Raw genomic sequence first — 17,986 nt, 5'->3', positions numbered from 1 at the left:
GAAAATTTCGCGATTAACGGTTACATTGCAGGGATGTGTCGAACCTGTCACATCCCTGCAACTATGGTGACGTAATTTTTAAACACGCTGCGACGAGCGCTTGTTTTCCCACCTGAAATTTCTTTCCCTGCGATTAACGGACGTGAATGATCCGTCATATTGGGGGTAAAGAATGAATATGCGTACCCTGCTGGGAGCCTCCGCTCTGGCCAGCACCCTGGTCCTCCTGCCGACCACGACCTTCGCGCAGACCAACCCGCAGACCGCCACGTCGACCACAGCACCGGCAGTTCAGGAAGAGGATGCTGACACAACGTCCCAGGCTGCACAGCCGGGCAACCGTAGCGGCGACGGCGATGTCGTCGTCACCGGCTCGCGTATCCGTCTGACCAACAAGTTCGATGCGGCAATCCCGGTTGAATCGATCAACGCCGCCGAACTGCTCGGCACGCGGGGCGACATTGCGCTGGGCGATGCGGTCAGCCAGCTGCCGCAGCTGCGTAACACCTTCACCCAGGCGAACTCGACCGGCTCGATCGGTACGGCGGGCATCAACTTGCTCGACCTTCGCGGCTTGGGTACGGCGCGCACGCTGACGCTGGTCAACGGTCGCCGCATCGTCACCGCCGTCCCGGGCAACTACACCCCGGACGTCAACACCATCCCGTTCGATTTGGTTGATGGTATCGAGATCGTCACCGGCGGTCAGTCTGCGGTCTATGGCTCGGACGCCATTGCGGGCGTCGTCAACTTCAAGCTGAAGCGCGATTTCGAGGGCACCCGCCTGCGCGCGCAGAGCGGCGTCACCAGCTATGGCGATCGCGGCACCTATCTGGTCAGCGGCGTTACCGGCGCGAACTTCGCGGAGGGCCGGTTCAACCTGACCGTCTCGGCCGAATATTCCAAGAGCAACCCGGTCTTCTACGACCAGCGTGACTATCTGGGTGCGTATGGCGGCACTCCGGGCTTCATCACGTCGCAGATCACGACCGCGCCGAACCGCAACTTCGACGGTATTCCAAACACCGTGTTCGTGCCGCGCGGTAGCGTGTTCAGCAACCGCTCGATCGGCGGCTCGGTCATCACGACCTGCCCGGCCACGGCGACCGCCGCCAATGCGGCGCAGCGTGCGGCGGTTTGCACCGGTCAGAACTCGCCGACCGGCAGCCCGATCGCGTATACCTATATCTTCCAGCCCAACGGTTCGCTGCTGAAGGACTCGCCGAGCACGACGGGTCTGGTCGACAACCGCGCGATCGGCGGCGGCGTGCTCTTCGGTGGGGGTGCCAGCGGCGTCGAAGGCGCCATGCTGATGCCGGGCCTCGACCGCTTCCTGGCGAACATCCTGCTCAACGGCGACATTTCGCCCGCGTTCAAGCCGTTCGTTGAATTCAGCTTCGCCAAGATCAAGGCAACGCAGCAGTCGACCCAGCCCAGCTTCACCGGCGGCACGCTGACCAACGTGTTCAGTGTCAACAATCCGTTCCTGACGAACGATGCGCGCTCGACGCTGACCACCATCCTGGGGCCGACCGCGACGTCGTTCCAGCTCAACCGCTTCAACAACGACCTCGGTACGCGCGCCGAATTCCATGACCGTAAGACCTATCGCGGCGTGATCGGCGTTCGCGGCGACATCGTGCCGTCGGGCGACCTGTATTATGAAGTCGCGGGCAATTACGGCCGCACCGAGAATTTCTACCGCACGGGCGGTAACGTCCTGCTCGCCAACTATGCGCGGGCGGTCAATGCGGTGGTGGCACCGGCTGGCTATACCGGCACGAACTTCGTGCTGAACTCGCGCGGACAGCGGGTGATCTGTGCGGTCAACGCCAATCCCGCCACCGCCGATCCCAACTGCGTACCGTTGAACCTGTTCGGCCAGAACGCGGCGGATCCGCGGGCTACCAACTACATCACCTATACCTCGACCCGGAACCAGTGGGCCGAAGAGATCAATGCGACCGCGTTCATCTCGGGCAATACCCGTTCGTTCTTCAACTTGCCGGGCGGCCCGATCTACTTCGTGCTGGGCGGCGAATATCGTCGTGAAGACGCCTTCTCGGGCCAGGATCCGGTCACCGCGTCGGGTGCGACCTTCCTGAACCCGGCGGCGACCTTCGATCCGCCTGCGGTCAACATCAAGGAAGCTTATGGCGAACTTCGTCTGCCGCTGCTTGCCAACATTCCGTTCATCAAGGAACTGAGCGTTGAGGGTGCGGGCCGCCTGTCCGACTATGGCGGCAGCACCGGCTCCGTCTGGGCATGGAATGCGGGCGTCATCTGGGCCCCGGTCAGCGACCTGCGCTTCCGCGCCAGCCTGTCGCGTTCGGTTCGCGCACCGAACCTGAGCAACCTGTATGCCTCGCAGTCGCAGACCTTCGCCACCATCGCCGATCCCTGCGACCAGCCCGGCGGCACCAATGCCGGCAACAATATCACGTCCAACCCGAACCGCGCCCGCAACTGCGCCGCGGCCGGTATCCCGACGACCATCACCTTCACTGATCCGACGACCGGCGCGCAGCTGGTGCGGCCATGGACCAACCAGTCACCCTCGAACATCCCGGGCGTCAACCAGGGCAATATCGGTCTGACCCCAGAAGTCGGCAACAGCTTCACGCTGGGCCTGATGTATCAGCCGCAACAGGTGCGTGGCCTGACCATCAAGGTCGATTACTACAACGTGCGGGTGAAGAACGTGATCTCGGGCCTGACCGGCCAGCAGATCGTCAACCGTTGCTATGACGACACCAACGGCATCAACAACCCGTTCTGCGCTGCGGTCTTCCGTCGCCAGTCGGCCGACCCCGTCCAGAACTACACGTTCCTGGGCCAGAACGGCCGCACCATCGACCAGTCGCAGTTCCAGTTCGATCGCGCTGGCAACGGCATCAGCTTCATCAACCAGCCGTTCAACTTCGCGGCCCTGAAGACAAACGGCATCGACTTCGACGTGCAATATGCAAAGCGGTTCAGCGAGAACGCTTCGCTCAATGCCAGCTTCACGGCCAGCTATGTCATCAACCGTCTGAACTACGCCTACATCGCGGAGCCGGATCGTTACGACCGTCTGAACAGCACGCTGGGCGATCCCAACTGGCAGGCACGTTTCAACATCAACGGCAAGGTCGGGCTGATCGATTTCGGCTACACCGCGCGTTACGTCGGCAAGCAGATCGTCTCGAGCCTGTCCTACGAGACATTCTTCGCCTCGCAGGGTCGTCCGGCGCTCAACCCGGATGCCCGCCCATTCGTCTATTACAGCCCGATCGTGTATCACGACGCGCGCATCGGGGTGAACGCGACGGACAAGTTCCGCCTGTATTTCGGCGTCGACAACATCACCAACCAGCTGCCGCCGTACGATTTGACCGGCACCGGCAGCGACGCAATCTATCCGAACATCGGCCGCTTCCTGTATGCAGGCGTCGAGGCCCGCTTCTGATCGCGGATTAAAATAGCCCGACTGTGGGGCCGCCTCGATCAGAGGCGGCCCTTTTTTTGTCCTTTGAAATGGCGTTGGACGTGATGTTCCGAGCCAGCGGGATCAGTCCCGCGCGAAGCGCTGAGCGAGGCCGGTCAACAGTTCATATTGCGACACGCCTGATGCGGCGGAGGCAGCCGCGAGGTCATAGTCCATGGCCAGCCAGTCGCCCTCGGCCAGGTCGGGACGGGCGGTGACATCGACGGCGATCAGGTCCATCGATACGCGACCCAGCACCGGCAATCGCACCCCATCCGCCACCGCCGCGCCCAAACCCGAAAGCGCGCGGCGATAGCCGTCGGCATAGCCCAGGTTCAGGATCGCCACCTCGGTATCGGCGGGCGCGGTCCAGGTGGCGTTGTAGCCGACCGTCTCGCCTGCGGGCACTTGGCGGCGCTGGAGGATCTGCGCCTCGGGAATGGCGACCTGGCGGAGGTGTCCCGCCATGTCGCGACGCGGTATACCGCCATAGAGGGCCAGGCCCGGTCGGGTCAGGTCGAAATGATAATCCGCGCCCAGCCCGATCCCGGCCGAATTGGCGAGGCTCATCCGCCGCGCCGCCGTACGGCCGGTCAGGCTGGCAAAGGCCGCTCGCTGACGCGCGTTCATCCCGACATCCTCGTCGGCGCAGGCGAGGTGGCTGATGAGTGTCTCGATCGCCAGTCCGTCGAGCAGGCCGTCCCGCACCGCCTGCACCGATACGCCCAGCCGATTCATGCCGGTGTCGACCATAACGTCGCAACGGCCGCCCCCGCTGTCCCGCCAGCGCGCGATCTGTTCGGGCGTGCTCAGCACCGGGCGGGCGAAACCGGCCTTGGCGGCGGGCAGGTCCTCGACGCGCAGGCCGTGCAGGACGGACACCGTCAGCCCGAGCGGCGCCAGCGCCTGCGCCTCGGCCCAGTTGGCGACGAAGAAATCGCGGCATCCCGCGCGGGCCAGCGTCCCGGCGACCAGGGTCGCGCCCAGGCCATAGCCGTTCGCCTTGACCGCCGCGCCGCACGCCGCCGCGCCGCTCAGCCGGTCGAGCGCCTGCCAGTTGGACACAAGCGCATCGCGGTCGACGCGCAGGCGGAGCGGGGCGGGTATTTCGATCACCCGGTGGGCTTTAGGCCGCATTGGTCAGGGGGAAAAGGCGCGACGGGTTTTTCACCGCTTCCCCCTCTTTGCCCCCGGCCACCTTTCGCCTGAACGGGGTCAAGGCCACGTCATGCGCCGTCGACAAGCGATCCTTGGTGGATCGAGCATCCCTTGGCCTTCGACTGCGCTCAGGCGGAACGGAGGGTGGGAATGGAGTTCATCGCAGGGTGCGGATGATCCCGGAAAAGTCCACCGGCGGCTGGCCTTCGCCGACGAACGCCGCATAGAGGTCCGCCGCCCGCTCCCCCATCGGGGTGGTCGCGCCCGCATCATGCGCGGCCTGCATCGCCAGCTTCAGGTCCTTGAGCATCAGCGCCGCCGCGAAGCCGCCCTGATAGTCGTGGTCGGCGGGCGTCTCCGGCCCGACGCCGGGCACGGGGCAATATTTGGTCATCGACCAGCTCTGCCCAGACGAGACCGAGGCGATGTCGTAGAAGGTCTGCGCCTCCAGCCCCAGCTTCTCGGCCAGCGCGAACGCCTCGCAGGTCGCGATCATCGTCGCACCGAGCAGCATGTTGTTGCAGATCTTGGCCGCCTGGCCCGCGCCATTGCCGCCGGCATGGATCACCGCCTGGCCCATGGCGGACAGGAAAGGCTCGGCCCGGTCGAACGCTTCCTGCGTACCGCCGACCATGAAGGTCAGCGTCCCCGCCTTGGCCGCGGCGATCCCGCCCGAGACGGGGGCGTCGACCGCCATCATGCCCTTGGCCTGCGCGGCTTCGGCCACACGGCGCGCGGTGGCGACGTCGATGGTCGAGCAGTCGATCAGGATCGCGGACGGCGGCGCGGCGGCGAATACCGCATCGGCATAGACGCGCTCGACATGGGTTCCGGCGGGCAACATGGTCACCACCGCCTCCACCCCGTCCATCGCCGCGACGGCGCTGTCGACGGGCAGGCACCCGGCCGCCTTCGCCGCCGCCAGCGCGTCTGCCGACAGGTCGAAGGCGCGGACGTCATGCCCCGCCTTCGCGAGGTTCGCGGCCATGCCGCCGCCCATATTGCCCAGGCCGATAAAGGCGATCCGTGCCATGATGCTCTCTCCTAACTTGCTATTTTTTCTTCTGCTCCCCTCCCGCAGGCGGGAGGGGCCGGGGGAGGGAAAGGCCACAGGCGATAATCTCGGTGAGAATCCCTACCCTCCCCCATCCCCTCCCGCCTGCGGGAGGGGCGTGGGTCTCATCAGCGGTTGGTCCAGTTGGGGCTGCGCTTCTCGACGAACGCGGCCATGCCTTCCTTCTGGTCGGCCGAGCCGAACAGGCCGTGGAACAGGCGCCGCTCGAACTGCACGCCCTGCGCCAGCCCCATGTCGAAGGCGGCGTTGACCATTTCCTTGTTGGCCTTGACCGCGATCGGGGCCATGCCTGCGATGGTCGCGGCGGTCTTGAGCGCCTCCTCAATCAGATCGGCGCCGGGTATGATGCGCGCGACGAGGCCCGATCGCTCGGCTTCCTCGGCGTCCATCATCCGGCCGGTCAGGCACATCTCCATCGCCTTGGCCTTGCCGACCGCATGGGCCAGACGCTGCGAGCCGCCCATGCCCGGCGTCACGCCCAGCTTGATCTCGGGCTGGCCGAACTTGGCGGTGTCGGCGGCGAGGATGAAGTCGCACATCATCGCCAGCTCGCATCCGCCGCCCAGCGCATAGCCCGCGACCGCCGCAATGATGGGTTTGCGCGTGCGGGTGAACGCGTCCCAGCCGGTGAAATGGTTGCCGCCATACATGGCGGCGAAGTCCATCTCCTGCATCTCCTTGATGTCGGCGCCTGCCGCGAACGCCTTGGGGCTGCCGGTGATGACGGCGCAGCGCTGTTCCGGATCGGCGTCATAGGCGCGCATCACGTCCAGCAGTTCGGCCAGCAGCTCGGCATTCAGCGCGTTGAGCGCCTGGGGCCGGTTGAGCGTGACGAGCGTCACCGCCTCGCGGCGCTCGACGATCAGGGTGTTGTAATCGGTCATGCGGGCGTCCTTCTCAACGGTCGTCGGGGGTCCAGGCCTGCCCCTCGGGCAGCGGCGCGAAGATATGGTCGATCATCGTATCGGTCACGCCCTCCGGCTCGGGCGGATTCCAGCGCGGCGTATTGTCCTTGTCGACGATCAGCGCGCGGACGCCCTCGATGAAATCGGGGCGCTGGACCACATGGGAGGCGATGCCGTACTCGCGGCGCATCTCGTCGGCGAAGTCGGTGGTCCGCCTGCCTTCGCGGAGCAGGCGCAGCGAGACCTTGCAAGCCTGCGGTGATTTGGTGCGCAACACGGCGAGCTGCTGCGCCGCCCATTCGCCGCCATCCGCCTCCAGCGCGGCGATGATCTCTTCCAGCGTGTCGGCGGCGAACAGCCGGTCGATTTCGGCGGCATGCGCCATAATCTTCGCTTTGGGCGCGGGCGTCGACAGCCGGTCGAGCGTCGCGGCGATCTCCTGCGGGGCGGCGATGATCGCGGCCTTCGCCTCGTCCAGCGCGGACGATGGCAGATAATGGGTGGCCAGGCCCAAAGCATAGGCCTCAGCCCCATCGAGCCGGTGGCCGGTCAGCGCAAGGAACTCGCCCATGCGGCCGGGCAGGCGCGAGAGATACCAGCCGCCGCCGACATCGGGGAACAGGCCGATGCCCGTCTCCGGCATGGCGAAGCGGGTATTCTCGGTCGCGATGCGGAAGCGGGCGGGCGCGGAAATGCCGACGCCGCCGCCCATGGTGATGCCGTCCATGACCGCGACGATCGGCTTGGCATAGGTGAACAGCCGGTGGTTCATCCGGTATTCGGCATGGAAGAAGCCCCGCGCCGCCTCGCCATCGCCCGCGCCACTCTCGGCCAGCAACCGGATGTCGCCGCCCGCGCAGAATCCGCGTCCCTCGGCATGGTCAATGATGACCGCCTCAACCGACAGGTCGCCGCGCCAGTCCTCCAGCGCGGCGAGCACGCCCTCGCACATGTCGCGGGTCAAAGCATGGATCGCCTTGGGCCGGTTGAGCCGCAACCGCCCGACCGGGCCTTCGCGGGTGACGATCAGGTCTTGGGTCATTCGGCGATCCTACCTTCTTCTTTCACCCCGGCGGAGGCCGGGGTCCAGATGGGACGCCATTCATGGCGCGCCATCAAGTGAGCGGCAACTGGACCCCGGCCTTCGCCGGGGTGGTGCCCCTGTGTTGATTAATCCTTCAGCAAATCCCGCCCGACGATCATCCGCATCACCTGGTTCGTGCCCTCCAGGATCGAATGGACGCGCAGGTCGCGCCAGAAGCGCTCGATCGGATAGTCCATCAGATAGCCATAGCCGCCATGCAGCTGGAGCGCGCGGTCGACCACCGACGATCCGGTGTCGGTCGCCAGCCGCTTGGCCATGGCGGCGAAGCGGGTCTTGTCGGGCGCATTGTCAGTCACCTTGGCAGCGGCGAGGTAGAGCAGCGCGCGCGCTGCCTCCAGCTCGGTCGCCATGTCGGCGAGGGTGAACTGCGTGTTCTGGAACTCGGCGATCGCCTTGCCGAACTGGCGCCGGTCCTTCACGTACGCGACGGACTCGTCGAGGCAGCGTTGCGCCCCGCCCAGCGAGCAGGCGCCGATGTTCAGCCGTCCGCCGTCGAGCCCCATCATCGCGATGCGGAACCCCTCGCCCTCCGCGCCCAGCCGGTTGGCGACCGGCACGCGAACCTGATCGAACATCACCTGCCGGGTCGGCTGCGAATGCCAGCCCAGCTTGCGCTCGTTCGCGCCGAAGGAGACGCCGGGCGTGTCCTTGTCGATCACCAGGCAGGAAATGCCCTTGGGCCCCTCCTCACCAGTGCGGACCATGGTGACATAGACCTCATTCTCGCCGCCGCCCGAGATGAACTGCTTCGATCCCGACACGACATAATGGTCGCCGTCGAGGACCGCGCGCGTCTTGAGCGCGGCGGCGTCGGAGCCCGATCCCGGCTCGGTCAGGCAATAGCTCGCCATGCGCTCCATCGTGACGAGGTCGGGGAGGTAACGGCTCTTCACATCCGTATCGCCGAAGCGATCGATCATCCACGACGCCATGTTGTGGATCGAGATGAAGGCTGAGGTCGAGGGACAGCCATAGGCCATCGCCTCCATGATGAGCGCCGCCTCCAGCCGCCCGAGCGCGATGCCGCCGGACTCTTCGGACACATAGATGGCGGCGAAACCGAGTTCGGCCGCCTCTTTGATCGTGTCGCGCGGGAAGATGTGCTTCTCGTCCCACTCCGCCGCGAAGGGCGTGATGCGGTCGGCGGTGAAACGGCGCGCCAGCTCCTGGATCTCGCGCTGCTCGTCGGTGAGGTCGAATTGGGTCATCGGTCGGTCTAGTCCTGTTAAGCCCCTCCCGCAGGCGGGAGGGGTTTGGGGAGGGCAGGGAGTCTCACAGAGACCGTCGCTTCTGGCCTGCCCTCCCCCATCCCAGTTTCAGGTAAACGATGCCCCGCATCGTTTAGGTCATGCCGGGGGCATGACCGACCTGAAACTCGCCTGCGGGAGGGGCGTGCTTTTAGGCCATGGTAGGAATTACAAAGGCATTCTCGCCCGTGGCGGAGCCATCCGGCCAGCGCTGCGTCACCGTCTTCACCTTGGTCCAGAAGCGGACGCCCTCCATGCCATGCTGGTTCACGTCACCAAAGGCCGAACGCTTCCAGCCGCCAAAGCTGTGATACGCCACCGGCACCGGGATCGGCACGTTGATGCCGACCATCCCCACCTCGACGCGCGCCGCGAACTCCCGCGCCGCATGGCCGTTGCGGGTGAAGATCGCAACGCCGTTGCCATATTGGTGCTCGCTCGGCAGGCGCACCGCCGTCTCGAAATCGGGGGCGCGGACGATCTGGAGGACGGGGCCGAAGATTTCCTCCTTATAGCTCTGCATCGCAGGCGTCACCCGGTCGAACAGCGACGGGCCTATGAAGAAGCCTTCCTCATAGCCCTGCAACTGGAAGCCGCGCCCGTCGACGACCAGCTCGGCCCCCTCATCGACACCGGTCTGAATCCAGTCCTCCACGCGCTTCTTGTGCGCCGCGTTCACGACCGGGCCGTAATGTGCCTGCGCGTCCGTGGACACGCCGACCCGCAGCGCATCGATCGCCGGGATCAGCTTTTCGCGCAAGGCATCCGCCGTCTTGTCGCCGACCGGCACGACGACGGGCAGCGCCATGCAGCGCTCGCCCGCCGAGCCGAAGGCTGCGCCCGACAGGTCGGCGACCACCTGGTCGAGGTCGGCGTCGGGCATGACGATACCGTGGTTCTTCGCACCGCCCATCGCCTGGACCCGCTTTCCCGCCTCGACGCCGCGTCGATAGACGTAATGCGCGATGTCGGACGAGCCGACGAAGCTGACCGCGCTGATCGCCGGATGGTCGAGGATCGCGTCGACCATCGCCTTGTCGCCGTGGACGACCTGCAAAATGCCCTCGGGGGCGCCCGCTTCGCGCATCAGTTCGGCGAGGCGGACGGGAACCGACGGATCGCGCTCGGACGGCTTCAGGATGAAGGCGTTGCCGCAGGCGATGGCGACGCCGAACATCCACATCGGGATCATCGCGGGGAAGTTGAACGGGGTGATCCCCGCGCCTATGCCCAGCGGCATGCGCATCGAATAGACGTCGATGCCCGGCCCTGCCCCTTGCGTATATTCGCCCTTCAGCACGTGGGGGATGCCGCAGGCGAACTCGATCACCTCCAGCCCGCGCTGGATGTCTCCTCGCGCGTCCGCGATCACCTTGCCATGTTCGGAGGAGAGCAGATGCGCCAGCGCGTCCATATTCTGCTCGACCAGTTCCTTGAACCGGAACATCACGCGCGCCCGGCGCTGCGGATTGGTCGCGGCCCAGCCGGGCTGCGCGGCTTGCGCGGCGGCGACGGCACGTTCCAGCAGCGCGGCGTCGCCCAGCATCACCCGGGCCTGAACCTGGCCGCTATTGGGGTCGAAGATATCGCCCCAGCGCTCTTCGGGCCGGGCCGAAGCGGTGTCGGTTGCGGTCTGTCCACCGGCAACCAGATGGTCGATCACGCGCATAAACTCTCCTGTTCCGGGTCTGATGCCCGACTCTCCGGCTTGTAATTATATTGCTCGGCCGTGAAATCCAAGCCGGGTCCGCCAAAAAGGCGGCGAGGCTGCTTCCGCTTGCGTCAGGCCGTCGGGCGAAGCCGCCATGCCGCGACCGCCGCGCCCAGCACGCCCGCCACGGCCAGGAATAACGACTCCAGCCCCCAAAGCGGAAAGGCCAGCGCGCCCAGCCCCGCACCGACCAGAAACCCGGCCCAGAGCAACAGATAGGGCAACCACGCCCAGCGCTCGCGCCCCGCGACGGTGTGCGCCAGATGCTGGCCGATCTTGACCAGCGTGCCGGTCATATAGGTGACACCGATGCTCACCTCGCCGTCGCGCTCGAACGTGGCATTGGCGGCGCCCATCGCCAGCACCATGGCAGGCGCGGCCCATCCGCCGAGCAGGGCAACCCCGCCCAGCAACAGCGCGACCAGCAGCAGCACCGCCACCTGCCCGAACCGGGGCAGCGCCAGCCGGATCAGCGTGCCCGCCATCACGCCCGCGACGAACAGGCCCAGCAATATCGCCAGCACCGTAACGGCGCCTGAAACGGCCTCTTTCGGCGCGGCCAGCCGAACCGCCAGCATCGTGCCGTTGCCGCTCATGAACGAAACGAAATAGCCACCGAGCTGCTGGAATCCGACCGCATCGACATAACCGCAAAGCAGGGCCAGCCAGATGGCCAGCGGCCAGGATCGACGGTCGGATCGGATCATGGCCGGACGCTATATCCCGGCGGGCGAGACGCGACCAAGCGATATTGGCGGGCGGCCGGGGATCGGATCGGCGCCCAGCGCGTTGGCGCGGTTCAAAACAGGGGGAGCGGCATGGCGGGTGCGCTGGTGGAAATCTGGTTGACGGTATCGGCGCTGTCTTCACTCGTCATCGTCATGATCGCCATCGGAAACAGCGATATGCGGCGCGAAAAACGGCTTCGCCCGCGATCCATTCCGCGGCGGCGCGCACGACGGGCGGCGCGCTGACGCTCTGGGCACGCAGCGGGCAATCCTGTCAGAACAGGTGGAGCAGCCGGTCGAACAGGCCGGGTTTGCGTTTACGCATCGCCATGTACCGGGCACGATCCTCGGCAGCGCGGCGATAAAGCGCATCCAAGCGCTGTTCACGCGGCATGTCGGAAATCCGTGGCGGCGGCATGTGACTGGCCATCTTATTCCCTCCCTTGTGTCGAGCCGTTGGTTTTTAACGACGAACCGAGACTTTTGTTCCTGCCGGGTGACAGGGCGTTCATATCGGCAAGCCATCCAACAAAGTCTTGAAATACGGTCGTTCGCGCATTTTCGATGGGATTTGGGGCGGGTCCGCCGCGCGCGATGATGAACGTCTCGTAAGGAACCCGTAAGGGGTGCGTCAGGGATTTGCCCCTATCGGCCGTGGCAATATCCGCCTTCTTGCGCCGAAAGACACCGATGCACGTCAATCCCGCCGACGCAACGCTACCCGAAACCCGCAGCCTCTCCTCCGCGCAGCAATGGCGCTGGGTCGGCATCGCCGCCGCCGTCGTGATCGGCGCGCTGGTGCTGTTCACGGTCATCGGCAAGCTGACGCACAAGGAGGAAACGCCGCCCCCGCCGCCTCCGCCGGGCACGTTGCGCCTGTCCAAGGATCAGCTGGACGCGATGCCGACCATGCGCGTCGGGTTGGGCGCGTCGGGCGCGCAGACGATGGCGACGGGTGCGATCACCGCCGACGGTACGCGCTCGACCCCGGTGCTGATGCCCTATGCCGGGCAGGTGGTACGCGTGCTGGCCGATGCCGGCCAGGTGGTGCGCCAGGGCCAGCCGCTGCTGCTCATCAAGACCAGCGATTTTGTCGATGCCCGATCCGGCTTGTTCTCGGCGCGCGCGGCATACCAGAACGCGCAGGCGCAACTGGTCGCGGCACAGCGCAACGCCGACCGCCAGCAGCAGATCTATGAGACCGCTGGCGGCGCGCTGAAGGATTACCAGCAGGCCAAGGCCGACCTCGCCGCCGCGCAGGCGACCGCGCGCACCGCCGCCGCCGCGCTGGGCGCCGCGCGCGACAAGCTGGCCGTGCTCGGCAAGTCGCAGGGCGAGATCAACCGGCTGGAAAATTCCGGTCAGGGTTCGGGCATCCACGACATCACGACGCTGGTCGCGCCGATCAGCGGCGTTGTCGCGTCGCGCGATGTCGCGCCGGGCCAGTACGTTTCGCAGGGCGGCGACAAGCCGGTGATGACCATCACCGACCCCTCGCGCGTCTGGCTGGTCGCGCAGGTGGCCGAGAGCGATGCCGAGAATGTCCGCGTCGGCGATCCGGTCGAGGTGACGACGCCCGCCGTGCCGGGCCGCGTCTTCCACGCGACCATCGATCTGGTCGGCGCCGCGCTCGATCCCGAAACCCACCGCCTGCCGGTTCGCGCGTCGATCCCCAACCCGGACAAGCTGCTCAAGCCGCAGATGTTCGCCAGCTTCGCGATCAAGCATCTGAACGCGGGCGAGGCGATCCGCGTCCCCGCCGCCGCCGTCATCCATGAAGGCGACAATGCGCGCGTCTGGATCATGCGTCCCGACGGCCTGCTGGTCGCGCGCGACGTGACGACCGGCGACTCCGCCAATGGCCTGGTCACCATCACCGCCGGACTGAAGCCGGGCGAGAAGATCGTCACCTCGGGCGCGCTGTTCGTCAACGAAGCGGGGATCGGCGAATAATGAACCGCATCGTCGACTTCGCGCTGCGTCAGCGACTGCTGATCGTCGGCCTGTTCTTCGCGATGATCGTCGCTGGCGTCATCGGCTTCATCAACCTCAACATCGAAGCCTATCCCGACCCGGTCCCGCCGATGGTCGAGGTCATCACCCAGACCCAGGGCCTGTCGGCCGAGGAGATGGAGCGCAACGTCACCATCCCGATCGAGGTCCAGATGGCGGGCATCCCGCATCTGACCGCGATCCGCGCGATCAGCCTGTTCGGCCTGTCGGACATCAAGATCCAGTTCACCTACGACTATACCAACGAACAGGCGCGCCAGCAGGTCATCAACCGCCTGTCGCAACTGCCGCCGCTGGCCGGTGGCGCGCAGCCGACGCTGTCGCCGACCTCGCCGGTGGGTGAAATCTATCGCTACCGCATCGTCGCGCCCAAGGGCTATTCGGTGATGGACCTGAAGACGCTGCAGGACTGGGTACTCCAGCGCCGGTTCAAGCGAATTCCGGGCGTCATCGACGTGACCGGCTGGGGCGGCAAGCTGCGCGCCTATGACGTGGTGATCGACCAGAACCGCCTGAACGCGCACGGCGTCACCGTCGCGCAGGTGCTGGCGGCGCTGTCCAAGAGCGACGGCAATGTCGGCGGCCAGACGATCAACTTCGGCGAACAGGCCGCGATCGTGCGCGGCATCGGCCTGATCCAGTCGCCCGACGCGATCCAGAACGTGCTGGTCGGCCAGGCGGGCGGCGCGCCCGTGCTCATCAAGGACGTGGCGACCGTCAAGGTCGGCAACGCGCCGCGCATGGGCATCGCCGGGTACAATAACGACGACGACATCGTGCAGGGCATCGTCCTGATGCAGCGCGGCGCCCAGTCGATGCCGACGATCAAGGCCGTGCAGGCCGAGGTCGCGAACATCAACGACAGCGGCGTGCTGCCCCCCGGCGTCCATCTGGAACGCATCTACGACCGCTCCGACCTGATCAATCTGACCATCCACACCGTCATGGAAAACATGGTGGTCGGCATCCTCCTGATCTTCGCGCTGCAATGGCTGTTCCTCGGCAATCTGCGCTCGGCGATCATCGTGGCGGCGACCATCCCCTTCGCGCTGGCTTTCGCCATCCTGATCCTGGTGTTGCAGGGCGAGAGTGCGAACCTGTTGTCGGTCGGCGCGCTCGACTTCGGCCTCGTGGTCGATGCCTGCGTCATCATGGTGGAGAATATCTTCCGCCACATGGTCGAACGCTCCGCCGCCGTGGAAAGCGGCAAGGGCCATTACACCATGGCCAGCCGCTTCGGCGCGGTGCTGGGCGCCTCGTCGGAGGTCAGCCGCGGCATCTTCTTCGCCGCTGCGATCATCATCGCCAGCTTCCTGCCGCTGTTCACCCTGACCGGCGTCGAGGGGCACATCTTCGGCCCGATGGCCAAGACCTATGCCTATGCGATCAGCGGCGGCCTGCTCGCGACCTTCACCGTCGCGCCGGTGCTCTCGACGCTGCTGCTGCCGGACAAGCTGGCCGAGACCGAGACCTTCATCGTCGGCAAGCTGCGCCGCGTCTATGAACCCGCCGCGTCCTTCGCGCTGCGCAACAAGGTGGTGACGATCGGCGGCGCGGCGCTGATGATGGTGCTGGCCGTGGTCGGCGTGCGCTCGCTGGGCATCGAGTTCCTGCCGCACCTCGAAGAAGGCAATATGTACATCCGCGCCACCCTCCCCTCCTCGATCAGCCTGGAGGCGGGCGAGAAGGTGACCAACGAGGTGCGCAAGATCATCGCGTCCTATCCGGAGACCACGGCGGTCCTGTCCGCCCATGGCCGCCCTGACGATGGTACCGATGCGACCGGCTTCTTCAACGTCGAGTTCTTCGTGCCGCTGAAGCCGTTCGACACCTGGCCGTCGGGCATGACCAAGGAGAAGCTGATCGATGAACTGTCGACCCGCCTCGCCAAGAAATATCCCGGCGTCGACTTCTCCTTCTCGCAGATCATCGAGGATAACGTCGAGGAAGCCGCCTCGGGCGTGAAGGGCGCCAATTCGATCAAGCTGTTCGGCCCCGACCTCGTCACGCTCGAAAAGCTCGCCAACCAGATTAAGGCGCAGATGGCCAAGGTGAAGGGCATCGAGGATCTAGGCGTGTTCGAGATTCTGGGCCAGCCGACCGTGCGGATCGACGTCGATCGCGCCAAGGCCGCGCGCTATGGCCTGACGCCCGACGACATCAACCAGACGGTGGCGGCCGCCATCGGTGGCCAGTCGACGGCCGACCTGTATGAACCGGGCACCGATCGCCACTTCCCGATCATCGTGCGGTTGCAGCCCAAGCAGCGCGACTCGCTCGAGTCGGTGCGCAACATCACCATCGGCGCGCCGTCGCCCGACGGCAACGGGACGATCCAGGTGCCGCTGTCCGAGGTGGCGAACGTCCGCCTGACCACCGGCGCCTCGTTCATCTATCGCGAGCATCAGGAGCGCTATGTGCCGATCAAATTCTCGGTGCGTGGCCGCGATCTGGGCGGGGCGGTCGAGGAAGCGCGCGCGCGGATCAACCAGAATGTGCACCTGCCGCCGGGCTATCACCTGGAATGGGCGGGCGAGCTGGACAACCTGAAGAACGCGATCGCCCGACTGGAGATCGTGGTGCCGATCAGCCTCGTGCTCATCCTGCTGCTGCTCTATGCCAATTTCGGCTCGATGCGCGACAGCCTGCTCGCCTTCTCCGCGATCCCGATGGCGATCGTGGGCGGCGTGCTGGCGCTGGCGCTGACGGGCACGGCGTTCAGCATCTCGGCGGCGATCGGCTTCGTGGCGCTGTTCGGCATCGCGGTGATGGACGGCATCCTGGTCGTCACCACCTTCAACAACGCGATCGACGAGGGCGCCCCGCGCGAGAATGCGCTGGCCACCACCGTCAAGAACAGCCTGCGCCCGGTGGTCATGACCTGTCTGGTCGCCGCGATCGGCCTGCTGCCCGCCGCGCTGTCGCACGGGATCGGCAGCCAGGTGCAGAAGCCTCTCGCGCTGGTCGTGGTCGGCGGCATGACGCTGGCCCCGGTACTGATCCTCTTGGTCCTGCCGGTGCTCATCAGCCGCTATTCGACCCGCCTGCCGCTGGCGCAGCGCAAGAAGAAGCATGATCCGATGGTCGATGACCAGGACGATACCACCACTCCTGGATCCGGGGTTCCGGCATGAAGCGTTTCCTGACCCTGCCGCTTCTGGCGTGCGTTTCGGCCTGCGCCGTGGGCCCGCATGATCTGGACGCGCATGCCAGCCTGCCGCCGCTCGCCCCTGCCCCGGTGATCGCACCGACCAGCGGCCCGGCGCAGACGGTATCGGCCACGATCGCGCCGGAATGGTGGCACGCCTTCGGCAATGCCCAGCTCGACGCGCTGGTCGCCGAGGCGCTGGCCCACAACAACGATGTCGCGGTGGCGGAGGCATCGCTGCGGCAGGCGCAGGAGCAGGCACGCGCCACGCGCGGCACGTTGCTGTTTCCGCAGGGCGGGCTGAACTACAATGTGCAGCGGACCCGCGTGTCCAATGCACTGTCCCCGGCGGTCGCCGATCAGAACCAGCAGCTCTATACGCTCCACACCGCGCAGGTCAGCGTCTCCTATGACGTCGATGCGTTCGGCGGGAACCGGGCGCAGGTCCGCTCCGCCGCCGCACGCGCCGAGGTGCAGCGGCATCAGCTGGATGCCGCGCGGATGACGGTGGCGGCAAACCTCGTCACCGCGCTGATCGAGCGGGCGAGCCTGGCCGAACAGGTCGCCGCCGCGCAGACGGCCGTGAAGGTCAACCGCGACATCCTGTCCGCGCTGCAACAGCGGCAGCGGCTGGGCGCAGTGGGCGCGTCCGACGTGGCGACGCAACAGGCCGCGCTCGCCACCGCCGAGGGTGCCCTGCCCCCGCTGGTCCGCGCCGAAGCCGCACAGCGAACCGTCATCGCAACGCTGATCGGCCGCCCGGCGGGCTCGGCGCTGCCGCCGCTTCCCGAACTGGCGCAGCTGACCCTGCCGAAGGAACTGCCCGCGATCGTGCCGTCCGAGCTGGTCCATCGCCGCCCCGACGTGTTGGCCGCCGCCGCCCAGTTGCAAGGGGCAGGTGCCGATGTCGGTGCCGCCATCGCGGCACGGCTGCCCAGCATTCAGCTATCGGCCAATGCCGGTGGCTCCGCGCAGAACTTCGGCGACATGTTCAAGAGCGGCAATCCCTTCTGGGCGCTGCTCGGCGGCATCACCCAGCCGCTGTTCCATGCGAACGCACTGCGCCACCAGCAAAAGGCGGCGGAGGCCGCGCTGGAGGGGGCCAAGGCGCAATATCGTCAGGCGGTGCTCCAGGCGTTCGGCAATGTGGCGGACTCGCTGACCGGCCTGTCGACCGACGCCCAGGCGCTGGATGCGGCGCAGCGGGCGAGTAACGCGGCAGGCCAGGCGCTGACCTTCGCGCGGCGGCAGCTGGCGCTGGGTGACGTGGGGACGCTGCAACTGCTCAACGCCACCGCCACGGACGCGCAGGCCCGCTCGCAGCTGATCCAGGCCAAGGCGGCGCGGATGACCGACACGGTCGCGCTGTTTCAGGCCGCCGGGGGGCCGGTTACGGGGTCGTGAGGCTTGAGGGGGGATGGGCTCAATCG

Annotated in this window: 13 protein-coding genes; 5 read left to right on the top strand and 8 right to left on the bottom strand. The window is 66.5% G+C overall.

Translation table 11 applies throughout. The features are described 5' to 3' along the window. Window positions 1–172 precede the first annotated feature (172 nt). A complete protein-coding gene (locus AC1GI4_RS13585; RefSeq protein WP_479629860.1) occupies window positions 173–3,448 on the top strand; it encodes a TonB-dependent receptor domain-containing protein in 3,276 nt (1,091 codons plus the stop codon). A 102-nt stretch (window positions 3,449–3,550) separates the two neighbouring features. Here the strand turns inward: AC1GI4_RS13585 and alr are convergent, their stop codons facing one another. The 7 genes from alr to AC1GI4_RS13550 form a co-directional block, all read right to left on the bottom strand. Then, window positions 3,551–4,573, bottom strand: a complete 1,023-nt coding sequence (gene alr, locus AC1GI4_RS13580) for an alanine racemase (RefSeq protein ID WP_479630410.1) — start codon at window positions 4,571–4,573, stop codon at window positions 3,551–3,553. Window positions 4,574–4,781: 208 nt separating this feature from the next. Beyond that, a complete protein-coding gene (mmsB, locus tag AC1GI4_RS13575; RefSeq protein ID WP_479630409.1) occupies window positions 4,782–5,705 on the bottom strand; it encodes a 3-hydroxyisobutyrate dehydrogenase in 924 nt (307 codons plus the stop codon). 101 nt (window positions 5,706–5,806) lie between these two features. Next, window positions 5,807–6,583 (bottom strand): enoyl-CoA hydratase, encoded by a 777-nt coding sequence (locus tag AC1GI4_RS13570; RefSeq protein WP_479629859.1) that lies wholly within the window; start codon window positions 6,581–6,583, stop codon window positions 5,807–5,809. 13 nt (window positions 6,584–6,596) lie between these two features. Continuing rightward, complete coding sequence (locus AC1GI4_RS13565; protein ID WP_294269775.1) at window positions 6,597–7,646, bottom strand: enoyl-CoA hydratase/isomerase family protein; 1,050 nt, start codon at window positions 7,644–7,646, stop codon at window positions 6,597–6,599. 128 nt (window positions 7,647–7,774) lie between these two features. Next, the gene (locus AC1GI4_RS13560; RefSeq protein ID WP_479629858.1) at window positions 7,775–8,917 is read right to left on the bottom strand and encodes an acyl-CoA dehydrogenase family protein; all 1,143 of its coding nucleotides are present in this window, start codon (window positions 8,915–8,917) and stop codon (window positions 7,775–7,777) included. 190 nt (window positions 8,918–9,107) lie between these two features. Then, the gene (locus AC1GI4_RS13555) at window positions 9,108–10,625 is read right to left on the bottom strand and encodes a CoA-acylating methylmalonate-semialdehyde dehydrogenase (protein ID WP_479629857.1); all 1,518 of its coding nucleotides are present in this window, start codon (window positions 10,623–10,625) and stop codon (window positions 9,108–9,110) included. A 113-nt stretch (window positions 10,626–10,738) separates the two neighbouring features. Continuing rightward, complete coding sequence (locus tag AC1GI4_RS13550) at window positions 10,739–11,374, bottom strand: YoaK family protein (RefSeq protein WP_479629856.1); 636 nt, start codon at window positions 11,372–11,374, stop codon at window positions 10,739–10,741. Between the two features lie 111 nt (window positions 11,375–11,485). Here AC1GI4_RS13550 and AC1GI4_RS13545 point away from each other — a divergent pair, with 111 nt between their 5' ends. Beyond that, complete coding sequence (locus tag AC1GI4_RS13545) at window positions 11,486–11,641, top strand: hypothetical protein (protein ID WP_433908890.1); 156 nt, start codon at window positions 11,486–11,488, stop codon at window positions 11,639–11,641. A 28-nt stretch (window positions 11,642–11,669) separates the two neighbouring features. Here the strand turns inward: AC1GI4_RS13545 and AC1GI4_RS13540 are convergent, their stop codons facing one another. Continuing rightward, window positions 11,670–11,825: a hypothetical protein gene (locus tag AC1GI4_RS13540; protein WP_433908891.1), complete on the bottom strand. Its 156-nt coding sequence runs from the start codon at window positions 11,823–11,825 to the stop codon at window positions 11,670–11,672. A 260-nt stretch (window positions 11,826–12,085) separates the two neighbouring features. Here AC1GI4_RS13540 and AC1GI4_RS13535 point away from each other — a divergent pair, with 260 nt between their 5' ends. The 3 genes from AC1GI4_RS13535 to AC1GI4_RS13525 are packed head-to-tail and all read left to right on the top strand — an operon-like array spanning window position 12,086 to window position 17,960. Next, on the top strand, window positions 12,086–13,348 hold the full coding sequence (locus AC1GI4_RS13535; RefSeq protein WP_433908892.1) for an efflux RND transporter periplasmic adaptor subunit: 1,263 nt from the start codon (window positions 12,086–12,088) through the stop codon (window positions 13,346–13,348). Next, window positions 13,348–16,542, top strand: coding sequence for an efflux RND transporter permease subunit (locus tag AC1GI4_RS13530; RefSeq protein WP_479629855.1), 3,195 nt, complete (start codon window positions 13,348–13,350; stop codon window positions 16,540–16,542). The genes AC1GI4_RS13535 and AC1GI4_RS13530 overlap by 1 nt, the downstream gene beginning before the upstream one ends. Beyond that, window positions 16,539–17,960 (top strand): efflux transporter outer membrane subunit, encoded by a 1,422-nt coding sequence (locus AC1GI4_RS13525; RefSeq protein WP_479629854.1) that lies wholly within the window; start codon window positions 16,539–16,541, stop codon window positions 17,958–17,960. The genes AC1GI4_RS13530 and AC1GI4_RS13525 overlap by 4 nt, the downstream gene beginning before the upstream one ends. Window positions 17,961–17,986 lie beyond the last annotated feature (26 nt).

Source organism: Sphingomonas sp. 77B, assembly GCF_056497825.1.
The sequence above is the reverse complement of the archived record's forward strand: the minus strand, read 5'-3'. Positions and strand labels throughout refer to the sequence as shown.

Bases quoted from the DNA above. Each gene is read 5' to 3' on its own strand.
- AC1GI4_RS13555 (WP_479629857.1), bottom strand. From the start codon at position 10,625: ATGCGCGTGATCGACCATCTGGTTGCCGGTGGACAGACCGCAACCGAC.
- AC1GI4_RS13560 (WP_479629858.1), bottom strand. From the start codon at position 8,917: ATGACCCAATTCGACCTCACCGACGAGCAGCGCGAGATCCAGGAGCTG.
- AC1GI4_RS13545 (WP_433908890.1), top strand. From the start codon at position 11,486: ATGGCGGGTGCGCTGGTGGAAATCTGGTTGACGGTATCGGCGCTGTCT.
- AC1GI4_RS13540 (WP_433908891.1), bottom strand. From the start codon at position 11,825: ATGGCCAGTCACATGCCGCCGCCACGGATTTCCGACATGCCGCGTGAA.
- AC1GI4_RS13570 (WP_479629859.1), bottom strand. From the start codon at position 6,583: ATGACCGATTACAACACCCTGATCGTCGAGCGCCGCGAGGCGGTGACG.
- AC1GI4_RS13585 (WP_479629860.1), top strand. From the start codon at position 173: ATGAATATGCGTACCCTGCTGGGAGCCTCCGCTCTGGCCAGCACCCTG.
- AC1GI4_RS13565 (WP_294269775.1), bottom strand. From the start codon at position 7,646: ATGACCCAAGACCTGATCGTCACCCGCGAAGGCCCGGTCGGGCGGTTG.
- AC1GI4_RS13535 (WP_433908892.1), top strand. From the start codon at position 12,086: ATGCACGTCAATCCCGCCGACGCAACGCTACCCGAAACCCGCAGCCTC.
- AC1GI4_RS13550 (WP_479629856.1), bottom strand. From the start codon at position 11,374: ATGATCCGATCCGACCGTCGATCCTGGCCGCTGGCCATCTGGCTGGCC.
- AC1GI4_RS13525 (WP_479629854.1), top strand. From the start codon at position 16,539: ATGAAGCGTTTCCTGACCCTGCCGCTTCTGGCGTGCGTTTCGGCCTGC.
- AC1GI4_RS13530 (WP_479629855.1), top strand. From the start codon at position 13,348: ATGAACCGCATCGTCGACTTCGCGCTGCGTCAGCGACTGCTGATCGTC.